Below are 21,835 nucleotides of genomic sequence, written 5' to 3'. Positions count from 1 at the left end.
GCTGTCCGGGATTTAAACGAGGCCAGGTAACATCACGAATCTGAAGAATTATTGCGTTCTGCAGGGCTGACCAAACTCGCGTGCAAGACTGCGCCCCGACAAGCCGGACCCTCTCGATCCGGCTTTCCATTGTGAATGGGCAGGGGACATTGCGACCGGCTGGCCATGGAAGGATGCTGACTGATGCCGCGTTTTGCAGGTCCCTTGATTCATCGTGGCTTACGCCCCTTGTTTGGCGTTGCGCTGTGCAGCCAGTTGCTCTGGCCGATGCTGGCGTTTGCCGACACCCCTTACGACCAAATGGTGCGCGATGCCCGTGCGGGCAACTACGCGCCCGCACTGACCGTGCTGCGCCAGGTTCCGGCGAGCCAGGCCTCCACCGGGCAGGTCAGCGACCATTTGCAGATCGCCAGTTGGGCCGGCCTCGACGCTGAAGTGGTGCAGGTCTATGAAACCCAGGGCCGCAACCGCGTGCTGCCGGTGCAGGCGTTGACCGCCACGGCCCGTGCCTATCGCAACCTCAAGCGCTGGGATTCGGCGACCGAGGTCTACAACAAGGCCCTGGCGCTGGAGCCTCAGAACCCGGACCTGCAACTGGGCCTGGCCCTGACCCAGGCTGACGCCGGCCAGCCCGACGAAGCCGTGACCCGCACCCGAGCCCTGGTGGCCGCCAAACCGGACGATCCGTCCCGCCGCTTGGCATTGGCCTATGCCTTGACCCGCGCCGGCAAAAATTACGACGCACTGTTCGAATACGACCAGGCCTATATCCGTGCCGGCAGCAAGCCTGATGTCGCCCGGGAATACGTGTTTGCCCTGCAACGTGCGCGTCTGCCGGAACCGGCCCTGCGCCTGGCCAAGCAACGGCCGGGGCTGATCGATCCGGTGCATTTGCGCCTGATCGAAGGTGACCTGGCCGCCGAGCGTGTGCGCCTGGCTGAACTGGCCACCCGCAGCGAAAAAGAACGCTATGTGATCGCGGATCGAGCATTGGCTGACTACGACAAATTGCTCGCCACCTGGACCCCGGACCCGGCGGCCCACGATGACGTCACCCGCTGGCGCATCGACCGCATGGGCGCGTTCAAGGCCCGGGCGCGCACCGCCGATGTGATCAGCGAATACCAGAAATTGATCGGCGAAGGCGTGAAGATTCCGACCTACGCCCTGCGCTGGGTCGCCTCGTCCTACCTGGACCAGCGCCAACCGGAGATCGCCACCGACCTCTATCGCCAAGTGCTGGTCGCGCCGGACGCGGATGTCGGTGATCGCCTCGAAGACAGCACCGCGCTCTATTACGCGCTGCTCGAAAGCGACAAGGCTGGCGAAGCGCGCAAGGTCGCCGAGGACCTGGCAAAAGCCCAGAAACCACGGGTCGAACTCAAGGGCTTGCCAGTGGGCAATCCCAACGATGAGTGGATGGATGCGCAACAACTCGCCGCCCAGGCCGGGACCTACGGCGCCGACCTGCCGTCCGGCGAGCAGCGCTTGCAGACCCTGGTCGATCAGGCGCCGGGCAACATTGGCTTGCGCCTGGCTCAATCCGACCTGTACCTGGCCCGTGACTGGCCGCGCCGCGCCGAATTGCAGCTCAAGGAAACCGAGAGCATGGTCCCGCGAGACATGGGACTGGAAGTCGCTCAAGCCCACACCGCCATGGATTTGCAGGAATGGCGGCAGATGGATGCGCTGACCGACGACGTGGCGGCGCGTTTCCCGGACAACCGTCAGGTCCAGCGTTTGCAGCGCCAGCGCGACGTGCATGACATGGCCGAGCTGCGGGTGCAGACCTACGGCGGCAAGAGTTATGGCGGTGGGGATAGCACGGCCGGTGCGGTCGCGGGCAGCAAGGATTTCGGCATCGAAACCGTGCTCTACAGCCCACCCATCGACGAAGACTGGCGGGTGTTTGCCGGGGTCGGTTATGCCACCGGCGATTTCCAGGAAGGCACCGGCCGTGATCGCACGCAGCGGCTGGGCGTGGAGCGGCGTACCCGCGACATGACCCTGGAAGCGGAAGTCTCCAATCACAACTTCGGCTACGGCAACAAGCAAGGCGCACGGCTGGCGATTGCCCGGGACATCGACGATCACTGGCAGTACGGCGGCAGCCTCGCTTACCTCTCGGCGGATACACCGCTGCGTGCGTTGAACAGCGACGTCACGGCCAACGGCGGCAGTGGTTTCATTCGCTGGCGCGCCAATGAAAGCCGCGAATGGAAACTGGCGGTCAGCCCGTCGCATTTCAGCGATGGCAACAACCGCGTCGAAGCCTTGCTGACCGGGCGCGAGGGCGTCTATACCGCGCCGAAAGTGCAGGTCGACCTCGGCCTGGAAGTCGGCACCAGCCACAACTCCGAATCCGAGGACGTGCCGTACTTCAACCCCAAATCCGACTTCAGCGTGCTGCCAACGGTCAACGTCAACCACGTGCTGTACCGCCGTTACGAAACGTCCTGGAGCCAACAATTCCAGGCCGGCGCGGGCACCTACAGCCAGCGCGATCACGGCACCGGCGGCATCGGCCTGTTGGGCTACGGCCAGCGCTATAGCTGGAACGACGTATTCGAGGTGGGCGGTTTGTTGACCGTGATCAACCGGCCCTACGACGGCGACCGCGAAACCGATCTGCGCCTGCTCGTCGACCTCACTTACCGCTTCTAGAAGAGTTTGAAGATGCCTTTTATCTCGCGTTTCATCCTTCTGCTGGGAGCGCTGCTGGTCAGCGCCTGCGCCCAGCAGGCCCCGGCCTTCACGCCGCCGTCCGAGCGCCCGTTGGCGGCCAACGAAAAGCCCTGGCCGAAAAACCACGTGCTCGGCATTGCCTATCACGACGTCGAAGACCGTGACCCCGATCAAGCGGTGGTCGCGGTACGCACCGAACGCATGATCGAGCAGCTTGCCTGGTTAAGAGAGAACAACTACAAACCGGTGACCGTCGACCAAATCATGGCCGCCCGCAACGGTGGTCCGGAGCTGCCGCCCAAGGCGATTCTGCTGAGTTTCGACGACGGTTATTCGAGCTTCTACACCCGCGTACTGCCGGTGCTGCGCGCCTATAACTGGCACGCCTTGCTGGCGCCGGTCGGGGTGTGGATCGACACGCCGCTCAACCAACCGGTGGATTTCGCCGGCACACCGCGCCAGCGTTCGGACTTCCTGACCTGGGATCAGATTCGCGAAATATCCAAATCCGGACTGGTGGAAATTGCCGCCCACACCGACGCCAGCCACAAAGGCGTGTTGGCTAACCCGCAAGGCAACCTGCAACCGGCCGCCGCGACCCGTCGCTACGATGCAGTCGCCGGTCGCTACGAAACCGAAGCCGAGTTCCAGGCGCGGATGCGCGCTGACGTCGCGACCATCACCGAGAAAATCCGCAAGGTCACCGGCTACAAGCCGCGTGTCTGGGTCTGGCCTTACGGCGCGGCGGACGGCTCTTCGCTGCAAGTGGTGAACGAGCAAGGCTACCAAATGGCCCTGACCCTGGACGACGGCCTCGATGCCCTCGACAACCTGATGAGCAGCCCGCGCTTTCTGGTGGCTTCGGACCCGGACGGTGAGCACTTCGCCAACAGCATCGTCTCGGTGCAAGCCGAGTCGCCGATGCGCGTGGTGCATGTGGACCTGGATAACGTCTACGACGCCGATCCGGCCCAGCAAGAAATCAACCTCGGCAAACTGATCCAGCGCATGGCCGACATGGGCGCCAACACGGTGTTTCTGCAAGCCTTCGCCGACCCGAAAGGCGATGGCCTGGTGCACTCGTTGTACTTCCCCAACCGCCATTTGCCGGTGCGCGCTGACATCTTCGACCGCGTGGCCTGGCAGTTGCGCACCCGGGCTCACGTCAAGGTCTTCGCCTGGATGCCGGTGCTGAGTTTTGCCCTGGATGCGAAGCTGCCGCGTGTCATGCGCTGGGACCCGAAAACCGGCACCACGTCGGTGGACCCGGACCAGTACAAACGCCTGTCGCCGTTCGACCCGAACGTGCGGCGGATCATCGGTGAAATCTACGAAGACGTGGCGCGCCTGACTTCGGTGGACGGCATCCTTTACCACGACGACGCGGTGCTTTCGGATTTCGAAGACGCCAGCCCCGAAGCGCTCAAGGTGTATGCCGCCAACGGCTTGCCGGGTTCGATTTCCGCGTTGCGCAATGACCCGGCCACGCTGCAACGCTGGACGCGGTTCAAGAGTCGCTACCTGATCGATTTCACTAAAGAGCTGACCGCCAAGGTCCGCGCCATTCGCGGCCCGCAGGTGCTGACCGCACGCAATATCTTTGCCGAGCCGATGCTCAATCCCCAGAGCGAAGCCTGGTTCGCGCAGAACCTCGACGACTTCCTCGCCACCTACGACTGGACGGCGCCGATGGCCATGCCGCTGATGGAAAAACAAAGCCTCGCGCAATCCGGGCCCTGGCTCGAAGCGCTGGTGGCCACGGTCAAGGCGCGCCCCGGTGCGCTCGAGCGCACGGTGTTCGAATTGCAGGCCAAGGACTGGACCAAACAGACCGACTCCGACATCGACGGCGAGCGGCTGAGCGACTGGATGGGCCGCCTCAAGCGTCAGGGCGCCACCAGTTTCGGCTACTACCCGGACAACTTCCTCGAGAACCAGCCGGACCTGAAAACCGTGCGGCCCGCGCTCTCAAACAAGTGGAACCCATAACATGCTGGATAGACTGCTGGCCGTGCTGGTCCTGGCGATCGTTCTGGGGATACCCCTGGGGCTGATCTTCCTGGTCACCGGGCAATTCCTGATGGACTTCGTGTTCTTTTATCCCCTGTTCATGTCCGGGCTGTGGATCGCCGGCGGCCTGTATTTCTGGCTGCACTGGGAGCGGCACTGGCCGTGGAAGGACGACACCTTGCCGCCGCCACTGGCCGGCGAACCGCTGATTTCGATCCTGATCCCTTGCTACAACGAAGGTGACAACGCCGCCGACACCATCCACGCGGCGCTGGCCCAGCACTACCCGAACATCGAAGTGATCGCGATCAACGACGGCTCCAAGGACAACACCGCCGCCGTGCTCGACGCGTTGGCGGCGCAAGACCCACGCCTGCGGGTGCTGCACCTGGCGGAAAACCAGGGCAAAGCCGTGGCCCTGCGCATGGGAGCCATCGCGGCGCGCAGCGAGTACCTGGTGTGCATCGACGGTGATGCGCTGCTGGCGCCCAATACGGCGGCGTATCTGGTGGCGCCGATGCTGGATAACGCACGCCTCGGCGCCGTGACCGGCAACCCGCGCATCCGCACGCGCTCGACGTTGGTGGGCCGGGTTCAAGTCGGTGAGTTCTCGTCGATCATTGGCCTGATCAAACGCACGCAACGGGTGTTCGGGCGGATTTTTACCGTCTCCGGGGTGATCGTCGCGTTCCGCCGCACAGCCCTGAACCGGGTTGGCTACTGGAGCCCGGACATGATCACTGAAGACATCGACATCAGCTGGAAACTGCAACTGGACCACTGGAGCATCTTCTACGAGCCCCGTGCCCTGTGCTGGATCCTGATGCCGGAAACCCTCGGCGGCCTGTGGAAGCAACGTCTGCGCTGGGCCCAGGGCGGCGCCGAAGTGTTGTTCAAGAACATTCGTGGCATCTGGCAGTACCGCCATCGCTACCTGTGGCCGCTGCTGTTCGAATACTGCCTGTCCACCGGTTGGGCGTTCACTTTCCTGCTGTCGGTGATCTTCTGGGGTGTGGGCAAGTTTGTCGAAATGCCGGCGGCGATTGCGGTGGATCACCTGCTGCCACCCGCGTTTACCGGGTTGCTGCTGGCGATGGTCTGCCTGGTGCAATTTGCCGTGAGCATCTTGATCGACCGGCGTTATGAAAAAGGTTTGGGCAAAACCATGTTTTGGGTCGTCTGGTATCCCTTGATGTTCTGGCTCATCAGTCTGCTGACGACCCTCGTGAGCTTTCCCAAAGTGCTGTTCGGCCAACACCAGAAACGCGCGCGCTGGGTCAGTCCGGACCGGGGCATCAAGCCGCTGGACGATGAGGAGGAAGTCATCAAATGAAAATCATCAGAACCCGGCAGCGACCGTTCCTGGTCGTGCTCGATGCTTTCTTCACCGTGCTGGCCTGGATCGGTCTGCTGTATTTGTTGGTGCGTGGCTTGTGGCCGCTGATTGATACCCACGATGGGCCACGGATCGATGCGTCGGTGTTCGACGCCCTCGGGACGTTGCAGATTTATTTGTGGGTGGCGGTGTTGAACGCGGTGATCCTGATTTCCTGGGCGCGTTATCAACATCGCAAAAGCAAGAGCTTCGCCCAGCGTCGCCTGCCCGCGCCGGTGGTGGATGATCATGGGTTGAGCAAAAGCTTCAAGTTGAGCGGTGATCGGTTGGAGAAACTGCGCACGCCAGGCTCGATGACGATTCACAACAATCAGGACGGCGATGTCAGCCATGTGATTACTCACTACTTCCCGATTGATCCCGCGCTGCGAGCGTCGCCGCTGGAACATCCGCTGGTGATTCGTTTGCCGGCTGAGGATGACGACAATCGCGAACCGGTGATCCATCTCTAAACTCGACACAAATCCCTGTAGGAGCGAGGCTTGCCCGCGAAGGCGTCCGTAAGATCGCCTTCGCGGGCAAGCCTCGCTCCTACAAATCCAGTTCAAGTTCAGCTCAGGTCTCGAACCAACTGCCAAGCCTCATCCACCGGCAACGGCTGTTTCATCCGCTCGGCCAGCATCGCCATCGCCCGCTCTTCTTCACAGGCCACCGCAGCCACCACCACCCCGTGCTTGCCGAACAGGCCAATAAACGGCGGATGGTCAGGATCACCCTTGAACTCGACCTCATCCCAACTTTCGGCATGGCCCAGGTAGTCGTAGTTTTTGCCAAAGTGCCAGGTCCAGAAATACGGCACGTCGAGGTAATGTTCATCACCGCCGAGCATGTTCGTGGCTGCGATCCGCGCCTGTTGCTGCGCCAGACGCCAATGCTCGATCCGTTGTGGCTGGCCGTTGAGCGGGAAGGTCGCGATATCACCGACCGCCCACAGCCCATCACTCACGCGCATGCCGCCGTCGACCTTCAGCGATTGGTCTTTCTCCTTGGGCAGGTCGGCAAACATCGCGGTGGCCGGGCTGACGCCGATGCCGACCAGCACCAGATCCGCCGGTAACCGCTGGCCATTGTCCAGAATCACCGCTTCGACCTTGCTGGTGCCCTCGATGGACGCGGCTTCACCTTCGGTATGAAACACCACGCCATGGGCCTCATGCAGGGCGCGAATCGACTTACCGACAGTTTCACCAAATTGAGCGGCGAAGGGCACGGCGTGGCGGGCGAGCACGGTCACGTCCAAGCCATAGGTGCGCAGGGCCGAGGCCGATTCCAGGGCGATAAAACTGTCACCGATGATCACGGCTTTTTGCCCGGGTTTGGCGGCTTCCAGAATTTTTGTTGCCTGATCTTTAGAGCGCAGTAAAAAAACCTGAGGCAAGTCAGCGCCGGGCAGGTCCAGTGGTTTGGGAATGCCGCCAGTGGCCAGCATGGCGGCGTCGTAGCTCAGGGTCTGGCCATCAGTCAGTTTCAAGGTTTTGTTGTGCGCATCGAGGCTGGCCACTTCGCCACGGATTTGCTCGATGCGTTGTTCGCGATAAAACGCTTCGTCGCGCAGAGGCGGGACTTCTTCCGGCGGCATCTCCCCGGCGATCACGAATTTGCTGAGCACGGTGCGGTCGTAGCCGGCGTCAGGCTCGCGGTCGATCAGTTGAATCCGCCCGCCAAAGCCTTTTTCCCGCAGTGCGGCCGCCGCAGCCGTGCCTGCGGCCCCGGCGCCGACAATCACAAAAGTACGTTCATCATCCGCGGGTGGCGTGTGGGCGTCGGTCATCGGCTGGTCGTCGACCCAAACTTCGTCTTCACGCATTTCAAGCGGATAACGCTGGAGCCCGTCCAATGACGGTGGCTCGCACAGCGCCCCATCTTCGATGCGATAAGCAGCCTTGTGCCACGGACAGATCAGCCGCCCATGACACAGCGCCCCCTCGGCCAGCGGCGCCCCGGCGTGGGGGCATTCGCCCTGGAAGGCGCGCAATTGATCACCGACCCGCAGCAAAACAATTTTGGTGTCGTCGATCCGGACCTCAAGGCCCCGGTTTTCCGGCACATCGGCGAAACGGGCAACGCGGTGCAGGGCCATGAGCGCTCTCCCAGGCAGGTATTTCTCTATTGAGTTTGGCCCTTATCCCGAGGTTCAGCCCAATTGCCACTGCCACCGCGCGAACGGTCCGGCTATAGTCTGCCAGCCGACGACGGCCCAACCCGCACAAGGTGCTCCGGTAATGACCCGATTGACCTCTCTGAACCCTTGGCTGGCGGCCGTTGCAGTCGCCCTTTGCGTGCAATTGCCCGTGCAGGCCCAGGAGCGTTTCACCCTCAATATCCCAGGTGTCACCGACGATCGACTGTTTACGTCGGCGGCCGCCAGCGATGCGCCCAATTGCGGCGGGCACAACCAGTCCCCGGCCCTGAACTGGAACGCCGGCCCGGCAGGCACCCTCAGCTACGCGATCGTCATGCACGACCCCGACGGCGCGAAAGGCCAGGGCGTTGATCATTGGGTGCATTACGGCATCAAGGCGACTACCCACCAGATCCCGGCCGGTGTCGGTGCGAAAGGTGCCCTCGAAGGCGTCGGTGGCACCAACGTCAAAGGCACCACCACCTATGTCGGCCCTTGCCCGCCGGCCGGCGACAGCGCGCACCACTACATCATCCAGATCTACGCCCTGGACCTGGCTCCGGACGCCTTGCCCGCCGGCCTGACCCGCGCGCAATTGCTGGAAAAAATCAAGGATCACGTCCTGCGCAACAGCAGCGTGGTGCGGCGTTATCACCGCTGAAGATTATTTTTCAGCGGCTTAACCCGAACCGGTTGGGCTGACCGTCTCAGAGGGTGAATGGATCAATTCCTCCTGAGGTCAGCCCCCATGTCCCTCCCTCTGCATTTCCTGCGCCCGGCCGCCCATGGTTTCGCCATTGGGCTGCTGCTGGCGGTTGCCGGTTGTGGTGTTTCGTCCACGCCTGATTCGGCGGTTGTTGCGCCGCCGTCACCGTCACCGGCTCAAGGTGAGTTGAAAACTGAAGCGATCAGGGCGGATGCCACGATGGCCAAGCGCAGTGTGCGTGCGGCGCCGATGGCTAGCTTTGCGCCAATGTCTGAAGCCGCTCCGCCCGGCTATCGGGATGAGCAGCGCGAGCAATATCAGGCGCTGGCCGACAACCCGATCCACAGCGTGGCTGAAGCGCCGGTTTCGACCTTCAGCGCCGACGTCGATACCGGCGCCTACGCCAACGTCCGGCGTTTGCTCAATCAGGGCCGCCTGCCGCCCGAAGGCGCGGTGCGACTGGAGGAGATGGTCAATTACTTTCCCTACGATTACGCCCTGCCCACCGATGGCTCGCCATTCGGCGTGACCACCGAACTGGCGCCGTCGCCGTGGAACCCGCATACCCGTTTGCTGCGCATCGGCATCAAGGCTTCGGACCATGCGGTTTCGGAGTTGGCCCCGGCGAATCTGGTGTTTCTGGTGGATGTGTCCGGGTCCATGGATCGCCGCGAAGGCCTGCCCTTGGTTAAAAGCACGTTGAAGTTGTTGGTCGATCAACTGCGCGAACAGGATCGGGTGTCACTGGTGGTCTACGCCGGCGAATCCCGAGTCGTGCTTGAGCCCACTTCCGGACGGGAAAAAGCGAAGATTCGTACAGCCATCGACCAATTGACGGCGGGCGGCTCGACTGCCGGAGCGTCGGGCATCGAATTGGCCTATCAAATGGCACAACAGGCGTTCATCCCCAAAGGCATCAACCGCATCCTGCTGGCCACCGACGGTGACTTCAACGTCGGCATCAGCGACTTCGACAGCCTCAAGCAAATGGCTGTGGATAAACGCAAGACCGGCATTTCCCTGACCACCCTGGGTTTTGGTGTGGATAACTACAATGAACACCTGATGGAGCAACTGGCCGATGCTGGCGACGGCAACTACGCCTACATCGACAACCTGCGTGAAGCGCGCAAGGTGCTGGTGGACCAACTCGGCTCGACCCTCGACGTGGTGGCGAAGAACGTGAAGCTGCAGGTGGAATTCAACCCGGCGCAGGTCAGTGAATACCGGTTGTTGGGGTATGAGAATCGCGCGTTGAAGCGTGAGGATTTTAGTAATGACAAGGTGGATGCTGGGGAAATCGGTGCAGGGCATACGGTGACGGCGTTGTATGAAATTGTCCCTGTGGGCGAGAAGGGTTGGTTGGAGCCGTTGCGGTATGGTGACGCAGCGTCAGTCACTTCCGGGAAGTCCGGGGAAATGGCCATGTTGCGCGTGCGATATCAACTGCCGGAAGGTGGGAATAGTCGCTTGATCGAGCGGCCGATTGCTTCGAGCTCGGCGCCTGCCAGTGATGACCTGCGATTCGCGGCGGCCGTGGCGGCGTTTTCCCGGCCGCTACACCGGTGATTTCAGCCTCAAAGACACCGAAGCCCTGGCCCGTGGCGCTCGGGGCGATGACCGCTTCGGTTTGCGCGCCGAGTTTGTGCAATTGGTCGAATTGGCGCAAAGCCTGCGGACTTCCACGGCTTCGAATCAAATGCCCAATGCCAACCGAATCGAGTGAAAGGGATCATCATCGACATGACCGCTCCTGAAATGAGCACCGACGCCAGCAGCGACGAATCGCTGCTGGCGCGCTATCGATCCGGCGACGGGCCGGCGTTCGAGATCTTGTACGCCCGCCACCGTCAGGGACTTTATCGATTCCTCCTCGGCCTCAGCGGCAAAGCCGAACTCGCCGAAGAGGTCTACCAGGACACCTGGCTGAGCCTGATCCGCAGCACCAGTCAGCCACAAGGCCGAGCGAATTTTCGTACCTGGCTGTACCAGATTGCCCGCAACCGACTGATCGACCACTGGCGCAAACATGGCATCCACAACCCTTTGCACGACAGCTACGACGAACAGGCCCACGCCGTGATCGACAACGCCGCCGACCCCGAACAACTGCTGAGCCTGAGCCGCGACACCCTGCGCCTCGAAACCGCCCTGCAAACCCTGCCCGCCGACCAACGGGAAGTCTTCCTGCTGCGCGCCCACGGCGACCTCGACCTGCCCCAAATCGCCACCCTCACCGAAACACCGCTGGAAACCGTCAAAAGCCGCTTGCGCTACGCCCAGCAAAAACTGCGTCGGCTGCTGGCCGAGGAGGTACTGACATGACTGACGCCCGCTCTAACAAAGATGACGAAGTGTTGAAGCACTATCGTGAACACAGCAACGATGGCCCGCCGTCGCATCTCGACGCGTTCATCCTCGCCACTGCCCATCGGGAAGTACCTGTACGCAAACCGAGCCTGTGGCAGCGTTGGGTCCAGGCCTGCCAGAAACCCCGTTGGCAGGTTGCGTTTGCCAGCCTCGTTGGCGTCGCGCTGATGTTGGCGCTGGTGCAACGCCCGCCCGAACAAGAGCCGCAGTTCGACTCCGCCCCTGCGCCGAAAACTTCGTCCTTTGCGGCCAAAAAAGAAGCCCCGGCACCCATTGCACGTTCGTTGTCCGCCCCCGCCGGCGCGTTATCCGCCCCTGCACCCGCTGCACCGATGGCCGATTACGCCGCGCCCGCCCAAAGCGAATCCATCAACGCGGAAATGGCCGACGAAGCCAAGGTCAGCAAACGCGCCGCTGCTCCGGTGAACACCCTCGATGATCAACTGCGTGAAGTCCTGCGCCTACAAAACACCGGTCAAACCCAAGCCGCCGACGAACTGCTCAAGACCCTGCACAAACGCTACCCCGACCAAAACCTCACCACCCGACTCAAGGCCCTGAAGAAAAACTGAGCCCCAGCCCCTCCACCCATTTGGCAACCAGCCCCGAAAGCGCGCACTATCGGGGCATAGCCGATGCGTTGGAGGAAGCCGTGGCGAAAAAAATCGATCGCATCGCCCAAATGCTCAACTGCCCGAAGAAGGGGGAAGAGCTGAGGCGGGGGATAATTGAGAGTCGTAAGGAGTTTCTGCTGAACAAGCAGGAAGCAGACGTTCCCGAGGAAGATGCCGGTGAGGATGAGGTGTTGGAGGAGGGGGACGAGGATGATGAGGAATATGACGAGTTTGATTGGACGACTGAATGACAAATCGCACTAAGCCCGTTCCTGGCAATGACAAACTGGCAGCTCAGCCCTCGTCATTCATGGGCTCGCAGCAGGCGCTTGATCAGGTACAAGCTGAGGCCGTTGCCGCTAGCCGTAGAGATTCACGTCCTAGTGTTGCCGCCGAAACAGTGTTTGCGGAGCTTTATGCGCTCATTGATGAAATTGAAGCTGAGCAATGCAGCACGTAAATAGCTCAATTCTTCTAAATTGCAGTTCCTGACACCGCCAGGAACCGCAATTTGAATGGCGGGTCGCCGCTATTCTTTGGTTTTTTCCTTCCGCGACGCTGGTTCTCGCGTCAGCACTTTCACCGCATCATCAACCAACGCCTTACTCAGCGCGGTCAAATAATGCGCCGCCCAGGCGTGTCGATCGCTTTCTCTGTCGTAGGCAGCATCCTTGGACAGGGCTTTGGCGAGGAACAGAAAGTCGGAAGCCATGGCTAGCGCATCGCCGAGAGGCACACCGCGAGTAACGTGGAACGCCGCTTGATCCGAGCAGTAGATGGCAGGCGTTAAGCCGATGGTTTTCAGCTCTGATGGATCGGTCATTTGCCACCTCCAGTGATGGAGGTGCGATGGGACCGCGATTCAAAATCGCGTAGAGGGATGAAACGAATTTTGTACGGATGACTATTGCGCATGGTCTAGCTCCTTGACGTGGAACTGCCACTTTTTCGTTACCAAGCGAATGGGTGGCAGCTGTGCGCAGGTTGGTAAACCGGGAGTCAAGGAATCCGGCACGCCCGAAGACGTCCCACGCACAGCCGCCATAACTCAAAATTGCAGACATAAAAAAACGCCTGCAATTTGATGGGGGCGCTGTTGCGCTTAACTCTCGGGTTACCAAGCCCGGTCGCTGAATTGGCAGCGACGGCGGAAGGGTATCGTGGAGGTGAATCTCCTGCAACCTCGGATATTGGGTGAATGGCAATGGCGACACTCAGGGCAGCAACGGACGCTGACTGCCCAAGAAACTACCCAAGAAACGTACAAGCACTACCCAAGAACTACCCAAGAAAGAGAGTCGAGGTTATGCGTCGTGGCGTGATACAGCCCGTCCAAATCAAGCGGATTCACCTGATCCTCTAAAAACTCAAAAAAAAGCCCCAGACCATAGGATCTGAGGCTTTCTCATTTCTACTTACGGTGCCAGGCGTCGTTTGAACTGGAGGCGGAGAGGCCCGGTTTGTATGGGTTTGTTCAAGGTGTTTTCGGTTAGGCATACACGTGGGCATACACGATATTGGCTGCTAGCGGCCGCAGCTAACGCGACGTCGTTATCTTCGTCTTCTGCTAGTCTTCCGCAACTTTCTACTCAATTAAGGGAAGCCAGTGGCTAACAAACTGCGCGCATTTATCAGTAGCACCATGGAAGACTTGGGTAATGAACGTCGTGCGGTCGTGCAGCAGCTGTTATCCATGGGGATTGAACCGATCAACGCCGAAGACATGTCGCCGGTCGGACGCCCGAGCTGGGAAACCATCCGCTCTGAAATTGAGCAATGCCACCTTTTCGTTCTGATCCTTGGCGACCGCTACGGCTGGGAGCCCGACAGCGGGTATGGTGCGGGCACTGGACTTTCAGTTACCCATCTTGAACTACAGGCTGCGCGCGAAGGCACCAAGCTGGTATTGGCATTTATGAAGAAGCTCCGCTACGGCGCCGCAGTCGACGTTAAGCGTGACTCGTTACGTAGGGAGGTATCTGATTGGGATACTGGTGTGTTCCGGCAGGACTTTGAATGGGCTGATGAACTTGCTCGCAAGGTGGGAGCGTCAGTTACCAGTCTGTTTACAGACGCCCTGCACAAGCAGTTAGTTAGGCGTGCCGATGCGACTTCTGGTGTCAATACGATCGTCTTAGCCGCACCTCGTGCAGGCAACGCAGTGTTGAAACCGAGTACCGAAAAGGTGCTCCTCGCAGGAGCCGGCATGTCAATCGCTGCTGGTTATCCAACAGCTTTGCTTCTGATGGGAATTTTGGCAAACGATCTATGGGGGCAACAGCAGGATGCAAGCCAACTGATGGTTTACAACTTCAGTGAGCTTGCCGCCTATTACGAGGCTGTTGTGGGGCGAAAGGAATTGGAGAACCGTATCGCAGAGGTGCTAGACACACCTCAAGCAGTCTTACCCACTCCGGCCCATATGAAAGCGGTTCGTGCCTTCAGAAACATCGTCACTACGAACTATGACATGCTATTTGAGCGTGCCTGTGAGCTGCAAGGGTTGACCTATCGAGTGGTGTATCCATTTGATGCCGCACCCGGCGATGAGTTTGAAGGCCTCACTATCTATAAACTTGTCGGTTCAGCCTTGGCACCGCACACACTGATCCTAACAAGCGACGATTTGCCTCGCGTCGCCCAAGGACAGGTATTTGCTAAGGTTCAGGACCTTATTGCGCATAATGAAATAGTGGTGATAGGCCATTCGTTACGGGATGGCAACGTTCAGATCCTACTAAAACATCGAGACTCGAAACACGAGGCTGTCTACGTCTCACCTTCTACAGCTGCCATCGAAGACATGGTGCTATCCCGGTATGGCTTTAAGCGCGTGCGGGCTACTGCGGATGACTTCATGTCCACCTTTCCAGCGTAACCAGAGAACCCCGTGAAACTAGGAGTTCTCTTTGGGATCCGGGCCATTACCTGTGCTTTAAAATGTTTTGGGTTCGGGGTACCTAGCGAGCCCCCACCCCCTGCGCAATGCTTCTGCATAGGGCTACGGTTTAGGAAGAATGCCGGGCCAGGTAACTGGCTGGGGCCCCTGAGGGATTCGGAGCGATACGGGGTCGGAAACCCGCGAGATCTTGGTAGCGACAGTTTTATCAGCTTACTGAAATTTCAACGTTGAAATTGAAAGGACATTGAAGAGAAAAAGGACATCGTTACCGCAACGGTAAAGGTGGTCTAGCGTGTTGTTGATAGCGAACAGTTGAGCCCCGTCAACCTTGGGGGTGGTGTCAAACACGTCAACCGGTCAACCAACGTAGAAAATCCAGCCGCTAACACGATTCGGCGGGTTCTTTGCCCCGTGTCATTCAGAAATGTTCAGGGTCCCCGGCGACCTTCCAACATCTTGTGCAATTGCACTGGTGAACTGTGCGTTCACCCGGTTCACCTGTTCACTAAGCTGGGCACCTGTCCGCTAACAAAGTCCGGCGGGTTTCCGACCCCGTGCGTGTCTCATCGCCACAGGGGCCCCAGCTCCCGCTCGAATCTTCTCGCTGGTGGAAGTCAATTCTCACGGGGAGTGGGGCAGGTACCTGTCAGATGTCGTGTAACTCGTGTTACAGGTGTAACGAGTCTAGTTAACTATTTGAATTTAAACGATAAATATAGCGTTACACACCCTGATAGCGTTCCGTGTTCATGGTGTAACGAAGACGAATTGTGTAACGCTTTCAGTCGGCGAAACCAAGGAAAATCAGCACCACTTAATCCGCCAGCACTACGGCGCGGGAACAATGAGGTCAGAGCGGATGTGGTGGGCATGTTGCAAATGGCCTTTAAGCTGGCACCGGTTACTGCTCCACACTGAATCCGCCAATGGCGGCGGTCTCGGCAAAGAGCTACTAACGTCTGGATTTCCCAGGAGCGCAGTACGCACAACTGCTGAGGCATACTAGGCGAGGCTTTTTTGGACAAAAAAAACCGCCTCGGCCGAAGCCGAAGCGGCATACCTCTCAGCCATTACTGACTTTTGAAGTAGTCTCGCAGCAGTTCAAAGACGTGATGCACACGTACACAAACCACCACGAAATCCCATGCATGTTTCAAATGTTTCAACATGCTAGGCCCTCCCGTAGTTGGGCCATACCTCCAGCGCGCTTATCCCGGAACACACGCGCCTTTCGGAACACACCACGCGTTCCCTATGAGGTGGCTAAGCTGATGGCCTCCCGAAATCCGGCACGGATTACTAAGCCCGTGTTGGGAAGTCCAAATTCATGCTCAAATGCTGGTCATTTACCCCAGCTGCCGAGCGCGAATCTGGCCCGATGTTAACGAATTTTTTCCAACCATGGTGGGGCGAATCCGGGCATTGAGCGGCTATAAAGGAGGAGTTTTCGGTGGAAGCTAGGGTTTACAGGGCTTTGGCTGGAGAAGATTTTTTTTAAGTTTTTTTTGTTATGGTTTTTTTTGTACAAAAAACAACCAAAAAGGCGCCAGCCCTTGCCCGCCGCCGCCTCTGAGCGCCGACGTCAGACTGAAGATAGACTGACGTCACACCGCCAATCGTTAATTATTGCGCGAGGTGGCACCAGCTTGTACTCTCTTGCGGACACCACGCGTTCCCTGTGAGACCGCCGGCCCGGCCACTAACCGGACTGGCGCAAAAAGCCGCCCTACTAAGGCGGCTTTTTTTTGCCTGGAAATTGCCAGCGTGACGCGTTAAAGGTTCTTACTGCCCGGGCTTGGTCATTGTCAGCACTTGGGCGCGCACCTGACAGCGCGTAACTTCCAATGCTTGGAAGGTTTGAGGGCAAAATACCTCGGCTTGAAGCAAGGCAGCGGCCCAACCCCCCCGATGGGCCATGGCCCAGGTGTCCCCCTCGTTTTACATAAGCGGCGTTATTGATATACCCAGATAAAATTAAATCATTGGTGACATCAAAATATTCGTGATGAATGGAAAATACAGTGGTCGACGAATCTTTATTGAATCGCCATCGGTATAAGTTTCTACACCTTGTGAGTACAGGCTTTTTATTAGGGTTTGCGTATCATTATCTAGCGAAAGCCACCAAGCTGGCGAAATATAAAAGTTCTCGATAAGTAGTATCATGAAAACTGCCAGGCTATCGGCTGTCAGCTTTTGATCTAGGATTTGCCTCATCAGTTTATTACAGGTTTCAGAATGCTCTGACAACCAAGACAAAACTATATACCCCTTGCCGTCACTAGAAAACGAATTGATAGCAATGTAATCCGGCATATCACTGGAGAGGCTTGATATATTCTGGGCTTTATTACCATTGAAATCAAAAGTTGGGCCAACCATGGCGCTCCCCATTATCGGTGGTGGGGAGTCAAGAGTAAATACAGCATAGTTCAGGCCAGAAAAATCACTCGATAGTAGCATTGCATCGAGCTTTGATTTTATATGCTTTAAGTCGCCAGTCGTAAGATCATTATTATTGCCAAATGAGCTTGAGGCGGCTTGGATTGCGACCTGTTCAGGCACGCTTTTTCCTCTATCGAGGGTTTTCATCAATCCAAAAACTTTTGAAGCATAATCTTTGCTGAATAATTCCTTGGATATTCCTCGATAAGTAACCAGAAAGCAATGCAGCGGAACAGGTCTGAATGCTTCATCTTCAATAGATGAAAATAAATTTTTGTCATGAACAGAGCAAAAACCAGAGAAGGTTGATGCGTTATTTATTCCGACCTCGTCAAGTATGATAGACGGCGCAGCATTGATCTTTAAGTCTATAGATATTTTTAATACATGACCGTCTTTAGCTATCGCCTTCAAGGATGAGCTTTTTGATACTGTATGCGCGTTAATTATCTTTTTTGAGCATTCATGCGCAAGTGATTGTGGGACGCTACATTTCTTTGTTTTTTTGAAAGAACCTAGAGCTTGAAATACTGTGTGAGTCTCTACGGATTGCTGACTTTCTATATCCCGGTGGCAGTGTTTATACTTTTTTCCTGACTCACACCAACAAGGGGCGTTTCTTCCGGGCGCTTTCATACTGCTCCTTGAATGAGGCTAGAAAATTCGTATTGTCGCGAGCGCCGCTTGCGGCCCATGGCGTCCACATCTGGTTGGCAGCCCAGCCGTATAGTGTATGCGTTAGGGGCCATGCCTTCAGAATCAGAGGGCGACTTCCTACGATTGCCGAAGTCGCAGGATCGCATCCGTCAGTGCTTGGGCATTTGTGTCCAAGGTTTCCAAAGCTACGACTGCGTTATCCGCAACAGTCCCTACGCCATTCTCCGAAAGCCATATGGTCACCTCTTCTATTGCTGCCGCCAGGGCGTGCTGGTTGTGCAGAAGCAATGTCAAAGCATCCGCCGTGGCAATGTTGGAGTCTGAGTTATCAGGCATGGAAGTCTTCCTTGGGATTATCGGGAAAGACTAGCTCATGCGGCCGCAGTAGTGTGGCCTGGACACTCACTCATCAGCCACCCTTTTTCGCACCAGCGTAGTGCGCCAGTCCCATATCAGTCCATATGGCCATTTTTCAGACACCAAAAACCACAAACAGCCGGTTTTTTCTAGGGAAATCAGTGGCTTTTGTTTACTGGATGTGGCGTTTAAGGAGTGATACGAACTCTCAATTTTTATAAGTCTGTAGCAGCTAACGACACGCTAACATGACAACGCTTTAGGTTGTCAGTCGCCTTACGCCAAGGTCCGTATCGGTTCGACCGCAGCAATCGTTTCGGAGCTATTACCGGCCAACGGCACGCGTTTATGACCGGTCGCTATCGGCCAATAGCTACCATTTTGTAGAGGGCTGCGTTTCGCCTCAGTACGAAGACTTACGACAGCTGGGCTTTGGAAGGGGGAATGCCAAGCACCAGCCCGTCCCTCCTAGTCCCATTATCAAGTTTTCCGTCCTCGCCTGAACCTTGTCAGTGCAGAGGGCTCGTGGGCTGCATCGCAAGCGCTACGTTTGGCTCAAGTGATTCCCCACTCCTCGTTGAGTGTTCTGCAGCATAGCAAGGCCATCCGTTTTAGCACTTCAGGCCACAAGCATAGGGTGCCTCTCCTGCTGATGGTGGGCATCTGTTGCGCTTTCGCGTTTAGCCGGTAGGTTTCAAACCCATAGCAGTTCTTGGGGTGGCATGCAATGAGCTATTTTGAACCGCCATCGCAGCTAGATAAACATGGGCGACTGCGTACCTTGCGTCCCATTTCGTGAAAGCTCGCAGCGCTCATAGAGGGATCTGACTGGATAAAGAAATATTTCGTACATCTGATCGGTATGTAGCGAGCGTAAGCTAGAACCATGCGCTAGCTCTTAGCTTGCACCGGCGTTACTCGTATGCCTATCCTTCACACCAAATTAATGCCTCGGCGTGGAGCATGTCTCATGCTTTTTAGTCAGGCGGAACTGCTAATAAAGCGCCAATGCAATAGCGCTATAATTCAAAACAGGAGCTGCAAATGGAGTTGGTTGATCAGTTCAATATTAGTGAAGAGGACGCTTTGCTGATTGTTACTGCTGTTGCAAATGGCGCGATGAATTTGCTGTTGGGGGCTGGAGGAAGCATTGGAGCTTTCGGCGGAGATGGCGTTGAACTCAAAGGGGGGGCGGGTTTAGCTAGTGAGCTAAACGAAAATTTTAAGTTGGGACTGGAAGATTCAGAGCAATGGAATTTACCATTAGTCTATGGAGATCTTGAAAGCTCTCCTAAAAATAAGCCAATCTTAAATAATTTTCTGAGCGGCAGGTTTGTTGGGTGCAGACCAACTTGGCAGCGCGTGCTCCACGACCTACAATGGAAAAGGATTTGGACATTAAATATTGATGATATTCTTGATAGGTCAAAGACGCGCGGTTCAATACCGAAGCTTGAATCTTTTCTTTGGTGTGAACCATATAAGCCACGTTCTCTAGAGAAAAAAGAACTACAAGTTGTCTACCTTCACGGAAAGGCATCCAAGTTAGCAGAGCAACCGGATCATCTTATCTTTTCGCTAAAAGAATACGCTTCCCGTAATGAGAGTACGCCTGGTTGGCATGCAGAGTTTAGATCGGAATGGGTGAAGAAGCCGTTTATCGTTTGCGGGGCAAGACTTCAAGAAGAGGTTGATTTAATAACTGTCTTTGAGTTTGGGAATCGGTCCAGAGATCGAGGCGGCTGTCCTTCTGTAATAGTTTTAAATAGCATGACCGAAGCACAAGTTACTCGATTTGCTCGCCAGGGACTTATTCCCATTGCTGCGAGCGGAAAGGATTTTTTTGAGGCGTTGCTGAAGGATTTGCTTGATTGGAAGGGGCGCAATCCAACTGTAAGTAAAGAATTTAAGGCCGCTCGTGAAGAAGTCAGAGCTAAGTTCAAGCAGCTTACGCTGGATATCATTGTCCCAAGGAAAGTATTAGATTTTTACGCGTCAGCGGAAACGCAGTGGGTGCATATACTTCAAGACTTAGATGCTCCACTATCAGCGGCGCTGCATAGCGCACAGTGGCTCACAGAGACTACTACGAAACCAGTCGTTAAACTTTCACTGATTTATGGCGGATCTGTCAGCGGGAAATCAGCCGCTGCACTTCGTGCAGCGAAAGAACTAATAGGCAAAGGCTATGAGGTTTGGTTCTTTAGGGGCGAAGAGCGTTTTAACGATGCTGACATAGTTGAGTATGCAAAATCGGCTAAGGTCGCCTTCATCTTCGACGATTGTGCAGATTTTTCAAGTTCATTGAAGTCATCTATAAACCTCGCGATAGAAAACAAGCATGATCTTCGCATTGTTGCTACATGCGACTCTCACAGAGTCCGCGCCGTAAGAGCCGACGTAATTGGTGCGGATCGTTTGGAATGCTCGCTAGAGCCGCTTGTCAGAATAGATTTTGCCAATATTTTTTCAAAGCGAAGCAGCAAGGGCCGCTTGGGGACGCGCAGCACTTTAACTGTTAGTCAGGCATGGAAGGACTTCAAGTCAGATTATTCAGGACAATTGCTGGAGTGGTTAGAAAGTTTAGAGAACGCTCACTCTTATCGAAATGCAATTGTTGAATTGCTTGCGAATCCAAACTCATTGCCACATGGTTTAATCGAACTGATAGTAGCCGCCGCAGCGGTTCACCGGTTCGGGTACTCTTTACCGTTCGACTTGGCTGATAGTTTCCTTTCAAAGGGAAAGCTAGAGGATATTTTCGATCAAGACACAGCTATAGGGCAAATCGGCTATTTAGATGATAGGGGGTTAAGGCTTCGAAGTAGTGCGTTTTCTGACTTTGTATGGGGTCAAATTGGCAGGAGTGAAAAACATAAGATTTCATTAATTATTGTGCGCGCACTTGCACCACTAGTAGTTCCCCAGACTATAGCTCGTCGGACTTTGCCATACCTAATCGTGCGCGCATTAATGGATCATGACACAATCGAAAAAGATATGGGGCCTAGTGCAGATGCTTGGTACTCTAGCTTAGAATCCGTATGCGGTTGGAACGCAAGATTTTGGGAACAGAGAGCACTATTGGCAAGCAATAAGAGCCAAGAAATCCTTGCATATTCTTATGCAAAAAAAGCTGTGGCACTGCTTGAGCATGACCCATTTCCGCATACCACTCTTGGTAAAATTTGCGTAAGAATAGGGATAGATCGAAAAGATTCCGTTGGCGTCGAGCGCTTCTGGGAAGGGGTGAGTGAGCTTAAAATCTCCAGAGAACTTTCTACGCAAAATGGATTGGAGTGGGAGCATCCTTACATTACCTTCTTTACCTACGCGCTTCGGGCTATGAAGTCTCCTCACTTTAGCGGTGAGATGGATGCGTTATCTTTGCAATGGAAGAGTTGGATGAAAGCCGCAGAAAATGCCAAGTCGTTAATTTTTGATGATCAAGGTAAATCTTCATTAGAGAATTTTCAACGTCAATGGATTCTGAATGCCGTAGCAGATTAACAATAGTCTGTTAAGTCCAGTCGGTCGCATCTAAAGGTCGAAAGCAGCCATACATGAATGT

Annotated in this window: 15 protein-coding genes and 1 pseudogene; 12 read left to right on the top strand and 4 right to left on the bottom strand. The window is 56.4% G+C overall.

The window, feature by feature from the left end:
- Positions 1 to 183: 183 nt before the first annotated feature.
- Genes pgaA through pgaD form a run of 4 tightly spaced genes read left to right on the top strand, consistent with a single transcriptional unit; the run spans position 184 to position 6,543 of the window.
- Positions 184 to 2,664: a poly-beta-1,6 N-acetyl-D-glucosamine export porin PgaA gene (pgaA, locus tag BK665_RS25950; RefSeq protein WP_123409397.1), complete on the top strand. Its 2,481-nt coding sequence runs from the start codon at positions 184 to 186 to the stop codon at positions 2,662 to 2,664.
- A 12-nt stretch (positions 2,665 to 2,676) separates the two neighbouring features.
- The gene (pgaB, locus tag BK665_RS25945; RefSeq protein WP_123409396.1) at positions 2,677 to 4,674 is read left to right on the top strand and encodes a poly-beta-1,6-N-acetyl-D-glucosamine N-deacetylase PgaB; all 1,998 of its coding nucleotides are present in this window, start codon (positions 2,677 to 2,679) and stop codon (positions 4,672 to 4,674) included.
- Position 4,675: 1 nt separating this feature from the next.
- On the top strand, positions 4,676 to 6,028 hold the full coding sequence (pgaC, locus tag BK665_RS25940) for a poly-beta-1,6-N-acetyl-D-glucosamine synthase (protein ID WP_123409395.1): 1,353 nt from the start codon (positions 4,676 to 4,678) through the stop codon (positions 6,026 to 6,028).
- A complete protein-coding gene (gene pgaD / locus BK665_RS25935) occupies positions 6,025 to 6,543 on the top strand; it encodes a poly-beta-1,6-N-acetyl-D-glucosamine biosynthesis protein PgaD (protein ID WP_123409394.1) in 519 nt (172 codons plus the stop codon). The genes pgaC and pgaD overlap by 4 nt, the downstream gene beginning before the upstream one ends.
- A 98-nt stretch (positions 6,544 to 6,641) precedes the next feature.
- Here the strand turns inward: pgaD and BK665_RS25930 are convergent, their stop codons facing one another.
- Entirely contained in the window at positions 6,642 to 8,171 is a 1,530-nt protein-coding gene (locus BK665_RS25930) for an FAD-dependent oxidoreductase (RefSeq protein WP_123409393.1), read from the bottom strand.
- Positions 8,172 to 8,313: 142 nt separating this feature from the next.
- Between BK665_RS25930 and BK665_RS25925 the strand changes: the two genes are divergently transcribed.
- The 6 genes and pseudogenes from BK665_RS25925 to BK665_RS25900 all read left to right on the top strand — a co-directional run bounded on the left by BK665_RS25925 (position 8,314) and on the right by BK665_RS25900 (position 12,363).
- Positions 8,314 to 8,874, top strand: coding sequence for a YbhB/YbcL family Raf kinase inhibitor-like protein (locus BK665_RS25925; protein ID WP_123409392.1), 561 nt, complete (start codon positions 8,314 to 8,316; stop codon positions 8,872 to 8,874).
- Positions 8,875 to 8,961: 87 nt separating this feature from the next.
- A pseudogene (locus BK665_RS25920) lies at positions 8,962 to 10,645 on the top strand (vWA domain-containing protein).
- A gap of 17 nt (positions 10,646 to 10,662) precedes the next feature.
- The gene (locus BK665_RS25915) at positions 10,663 to 11,244 is read left to right on the top strand and encodes an RNA polymerase sigma factor (protein ID WP_123409442.1); all 582 of its coding nucleotides are present in this window, start codon (positions 10,663 to 10,665) and stop codon (positions 11,242 to 11,244) included.
- Positions 11,241 to 11,861, top strand: a complete 621-nt coding sequence (locus tag BK665_RS25910) for a hypothetical protein (protein ID WP_123409391.1) — start codon at positions 11,241 to 11,243, stop codon at positions 11,859 to 11,861. Before BK665_RS25915 ends, BK665_RS25910 begins: the two co-directional genes overlap by 4 nt.
- Positions 11,862 to 11,881: 20 nt before the next feature.
- Positions 11,882 to 12,154 carry a hypothetical protein gene (locus BK665_RS25905; RefSeq protein WP_123409390.1) on the top strand — a complete coding sequence of 91 codons (273 nt, stop codon included), beginning with the start codon at positions 11,882 to 11,884 and terminating at the stop codon, positions 12,152 to 12,154.
- Entirely contained in the window at positions 12,151 to 12,363 is a 213-nt protein-coding gene (locus BK665_RS25900; protein ID WP_123409389.1) for a hypothetical protein, read from the top strand. Before BK665_RS25905 ends, BK665_RS25900 begins: the two co-directional genes overlap by 4 nt.
- Before the next feature lie 69 nt (positions 12,364 to 12,432).
- Here BK665_RS25900 and BK665_RS25895 read toward each other — a convergent pair whose 3' ends face one another.
- On the bottom strand, positions 12,433 to 12,726 hold the full coding sequence (locus BK665_RS25895) for a DUF3077 domain-containing protein (protein ID WP_121733812.1): 294 nt from the start codon (positions 12,724 to 12,726) through the stop codon (positions 12,433 to 12,435).
- Positions 12,727 to 13,509: 783 nt separating this feature from the next.
- Between BK665_RS25895 and BK665_RS25885 the strand changes: the two genes are divergently transcribed.
- On the top strand, positions 13,510 to 14,781 hold the full coding sequence (locus BK665_RS25885) for a DUF4062 domain-containing protein (protein ID WP_123409388.1): 1,272 nt from the start codon (positions 13,510 to 13,512) through the stop codon (positions 14,779 to 14,781).
- A 1,998-nt stretch (positions 14,782 to 16,779) separates the two neighbouring features.
- On the opposite strand, the gene BK665_RS25880 is transcribed toward BK665_RS25885, so the two are convergent.
- Positions 16,780 to 17,886 carry an SEC-C domain-containing protein gene (locus BK665_RS25880; protein ID WP_123409387.1) on the bottom strand — a complete coding sequence of 369 codons (1,107 nt, stop codon included), beginning with the start codon at positions 17,884 to 17,886 and terminating at the stop codon, positions 16,780 to 16,782.
- Positions 17,887 to 18,024: 138 nt separating this feature from the next.
- Entirely contained in the window at positions 18,025 to 18,243 is a 219-nt protein-coding gene (locus tag BK665_RS25875; protein ID WP_123409386.1) for a hypothetical protein, read from the bottom strand.
- Between the two features lie 1,065 nt (positions 18,244 to 19,308).
- Here BK665_RS25875 and BK665_RS25870 point away from each other — a divergent pair.
- Complete coding sequence (locus BK665_RS25870; RefSeq protein WP_123409385.1) at positions 19,309 to 21,774, top strand: P-loop NTPase; 2,466 nt, start codon at positions 19,309 to 19,311, stop codon at positions 21,772 to 21,774.
- Positions 21,775 to 21,835: the final 61 nt, after the last annotated feature.

Origin of the sequence: Pseudomonas frederiksbergensis (genome assembly GCF_003732665.1) — a bacterium.
Taxonomy (GTDB): Bacteria; Pseudomonadota; Gammaproteobacteria; order Pseudomonadales; family Pseudomonadaceae; genus Aquipseudomonas; species Aquipseudomonas frederiksbergensis_G.
The sequence above is the reverse complement of the archived record's forward strand: the minus strand, read 5'-3'. Positions and strand labels throughout refer to the sequence as shown.

Excerpts from the sequence above, each read along its gene's own strand:
- pgaA (WP_123409397.1), top strand. The coding sequence starts at position 184 with ATGCCGCGTTTTGCAGGTCCCTTGATTCATCGTGGCTTACGCCCCTTG.
- pgaB (WP_123409396.1), top strand. The coding sequence starts at position 2,677 with ATGCCTTTTATCTCGCGTTTCATCCTTCTGCTGGGAGCGCTGCTGGTC.
- pgaC (WP_123409395.1), top strand. The coding sequence starts at position 4,676 with ATGCTGGATAGACTGCTGGCCGTGCTGGTCCTGGCGATCGTTCTGGGG.
- pgaD (WP_123409394.1), top strand. The coding sequence starts at position 6,025 with ATGAAAATCATCAGAACCCGGCAGCGACCGTTCCTGGTCGTGCTCGAT.
- BK665_RS25930 (WP_123409393.1), bottom strand. The coding sequence starts at position 8,171 with ATGGCCCTGCACCGCGTTGCCCGTTTCGCCGATGTGCCGGAAAACCGG.
- BK665_RS25925 (WP_123409392.1), top strand. The coding sequence starts at position 8,314 with ATGACCCGATTGACCTCTCTGAACCCTTGGCTGGCGGCCGTTGCAGTC.
- BK665_RS25915 (WP_123409442.1), top strand. The coding sequence starts at position 10,663 with ATGACCGCTCCTGAAATGAGCACCGACGCCAGCAGCGACGAATCGCTG.
- BK665_RS25910 (WP_123409391.1), top strand. The coding sequence starts at position 11,241 with ATGACTGACGCCCGCTCTAACAAAGATGACGAAGTGTTGAAGCACTAT.
- BK665_RS25900 (WP_123409389.1), top strand. The coding sequence starts at position 12,151 with ATGACAAATCGCACTAAGCCCGTTCCTGGCAATGACAAACTGGCAGCT.
- BK665_RS25895 (WP_121733812.1), bottom strand. The coding sequence starts at position 12,726 with ATGACCGATCCATCAGAGCTGAAAACCATCGGCTTAACGCCTGCCATC.
- BK665_RS25880 (WP_123409387.1), bottom strand. The coding sequence starts at position 17,886 with ATGAAAGCGCCCGGAAGAAACGCCCCTTGTTGGTGTGAGTCAGGAAAA.
- BK665_RS25875 (WP_123409386.1), bottom strand. The coding sequence starts at position 18,243 with ATGCCTGATAACTCAGACTCCAACATTGCCACGGCGGATGCTTTGACA.
- BK665_RS25870 (WP_123409385.1), top strand. The coding sequence starts at position 19,309 with ATGGAGTTGGTTGATCAGTTCAATATTAGTGAAGAGGACGCTTTGCTG.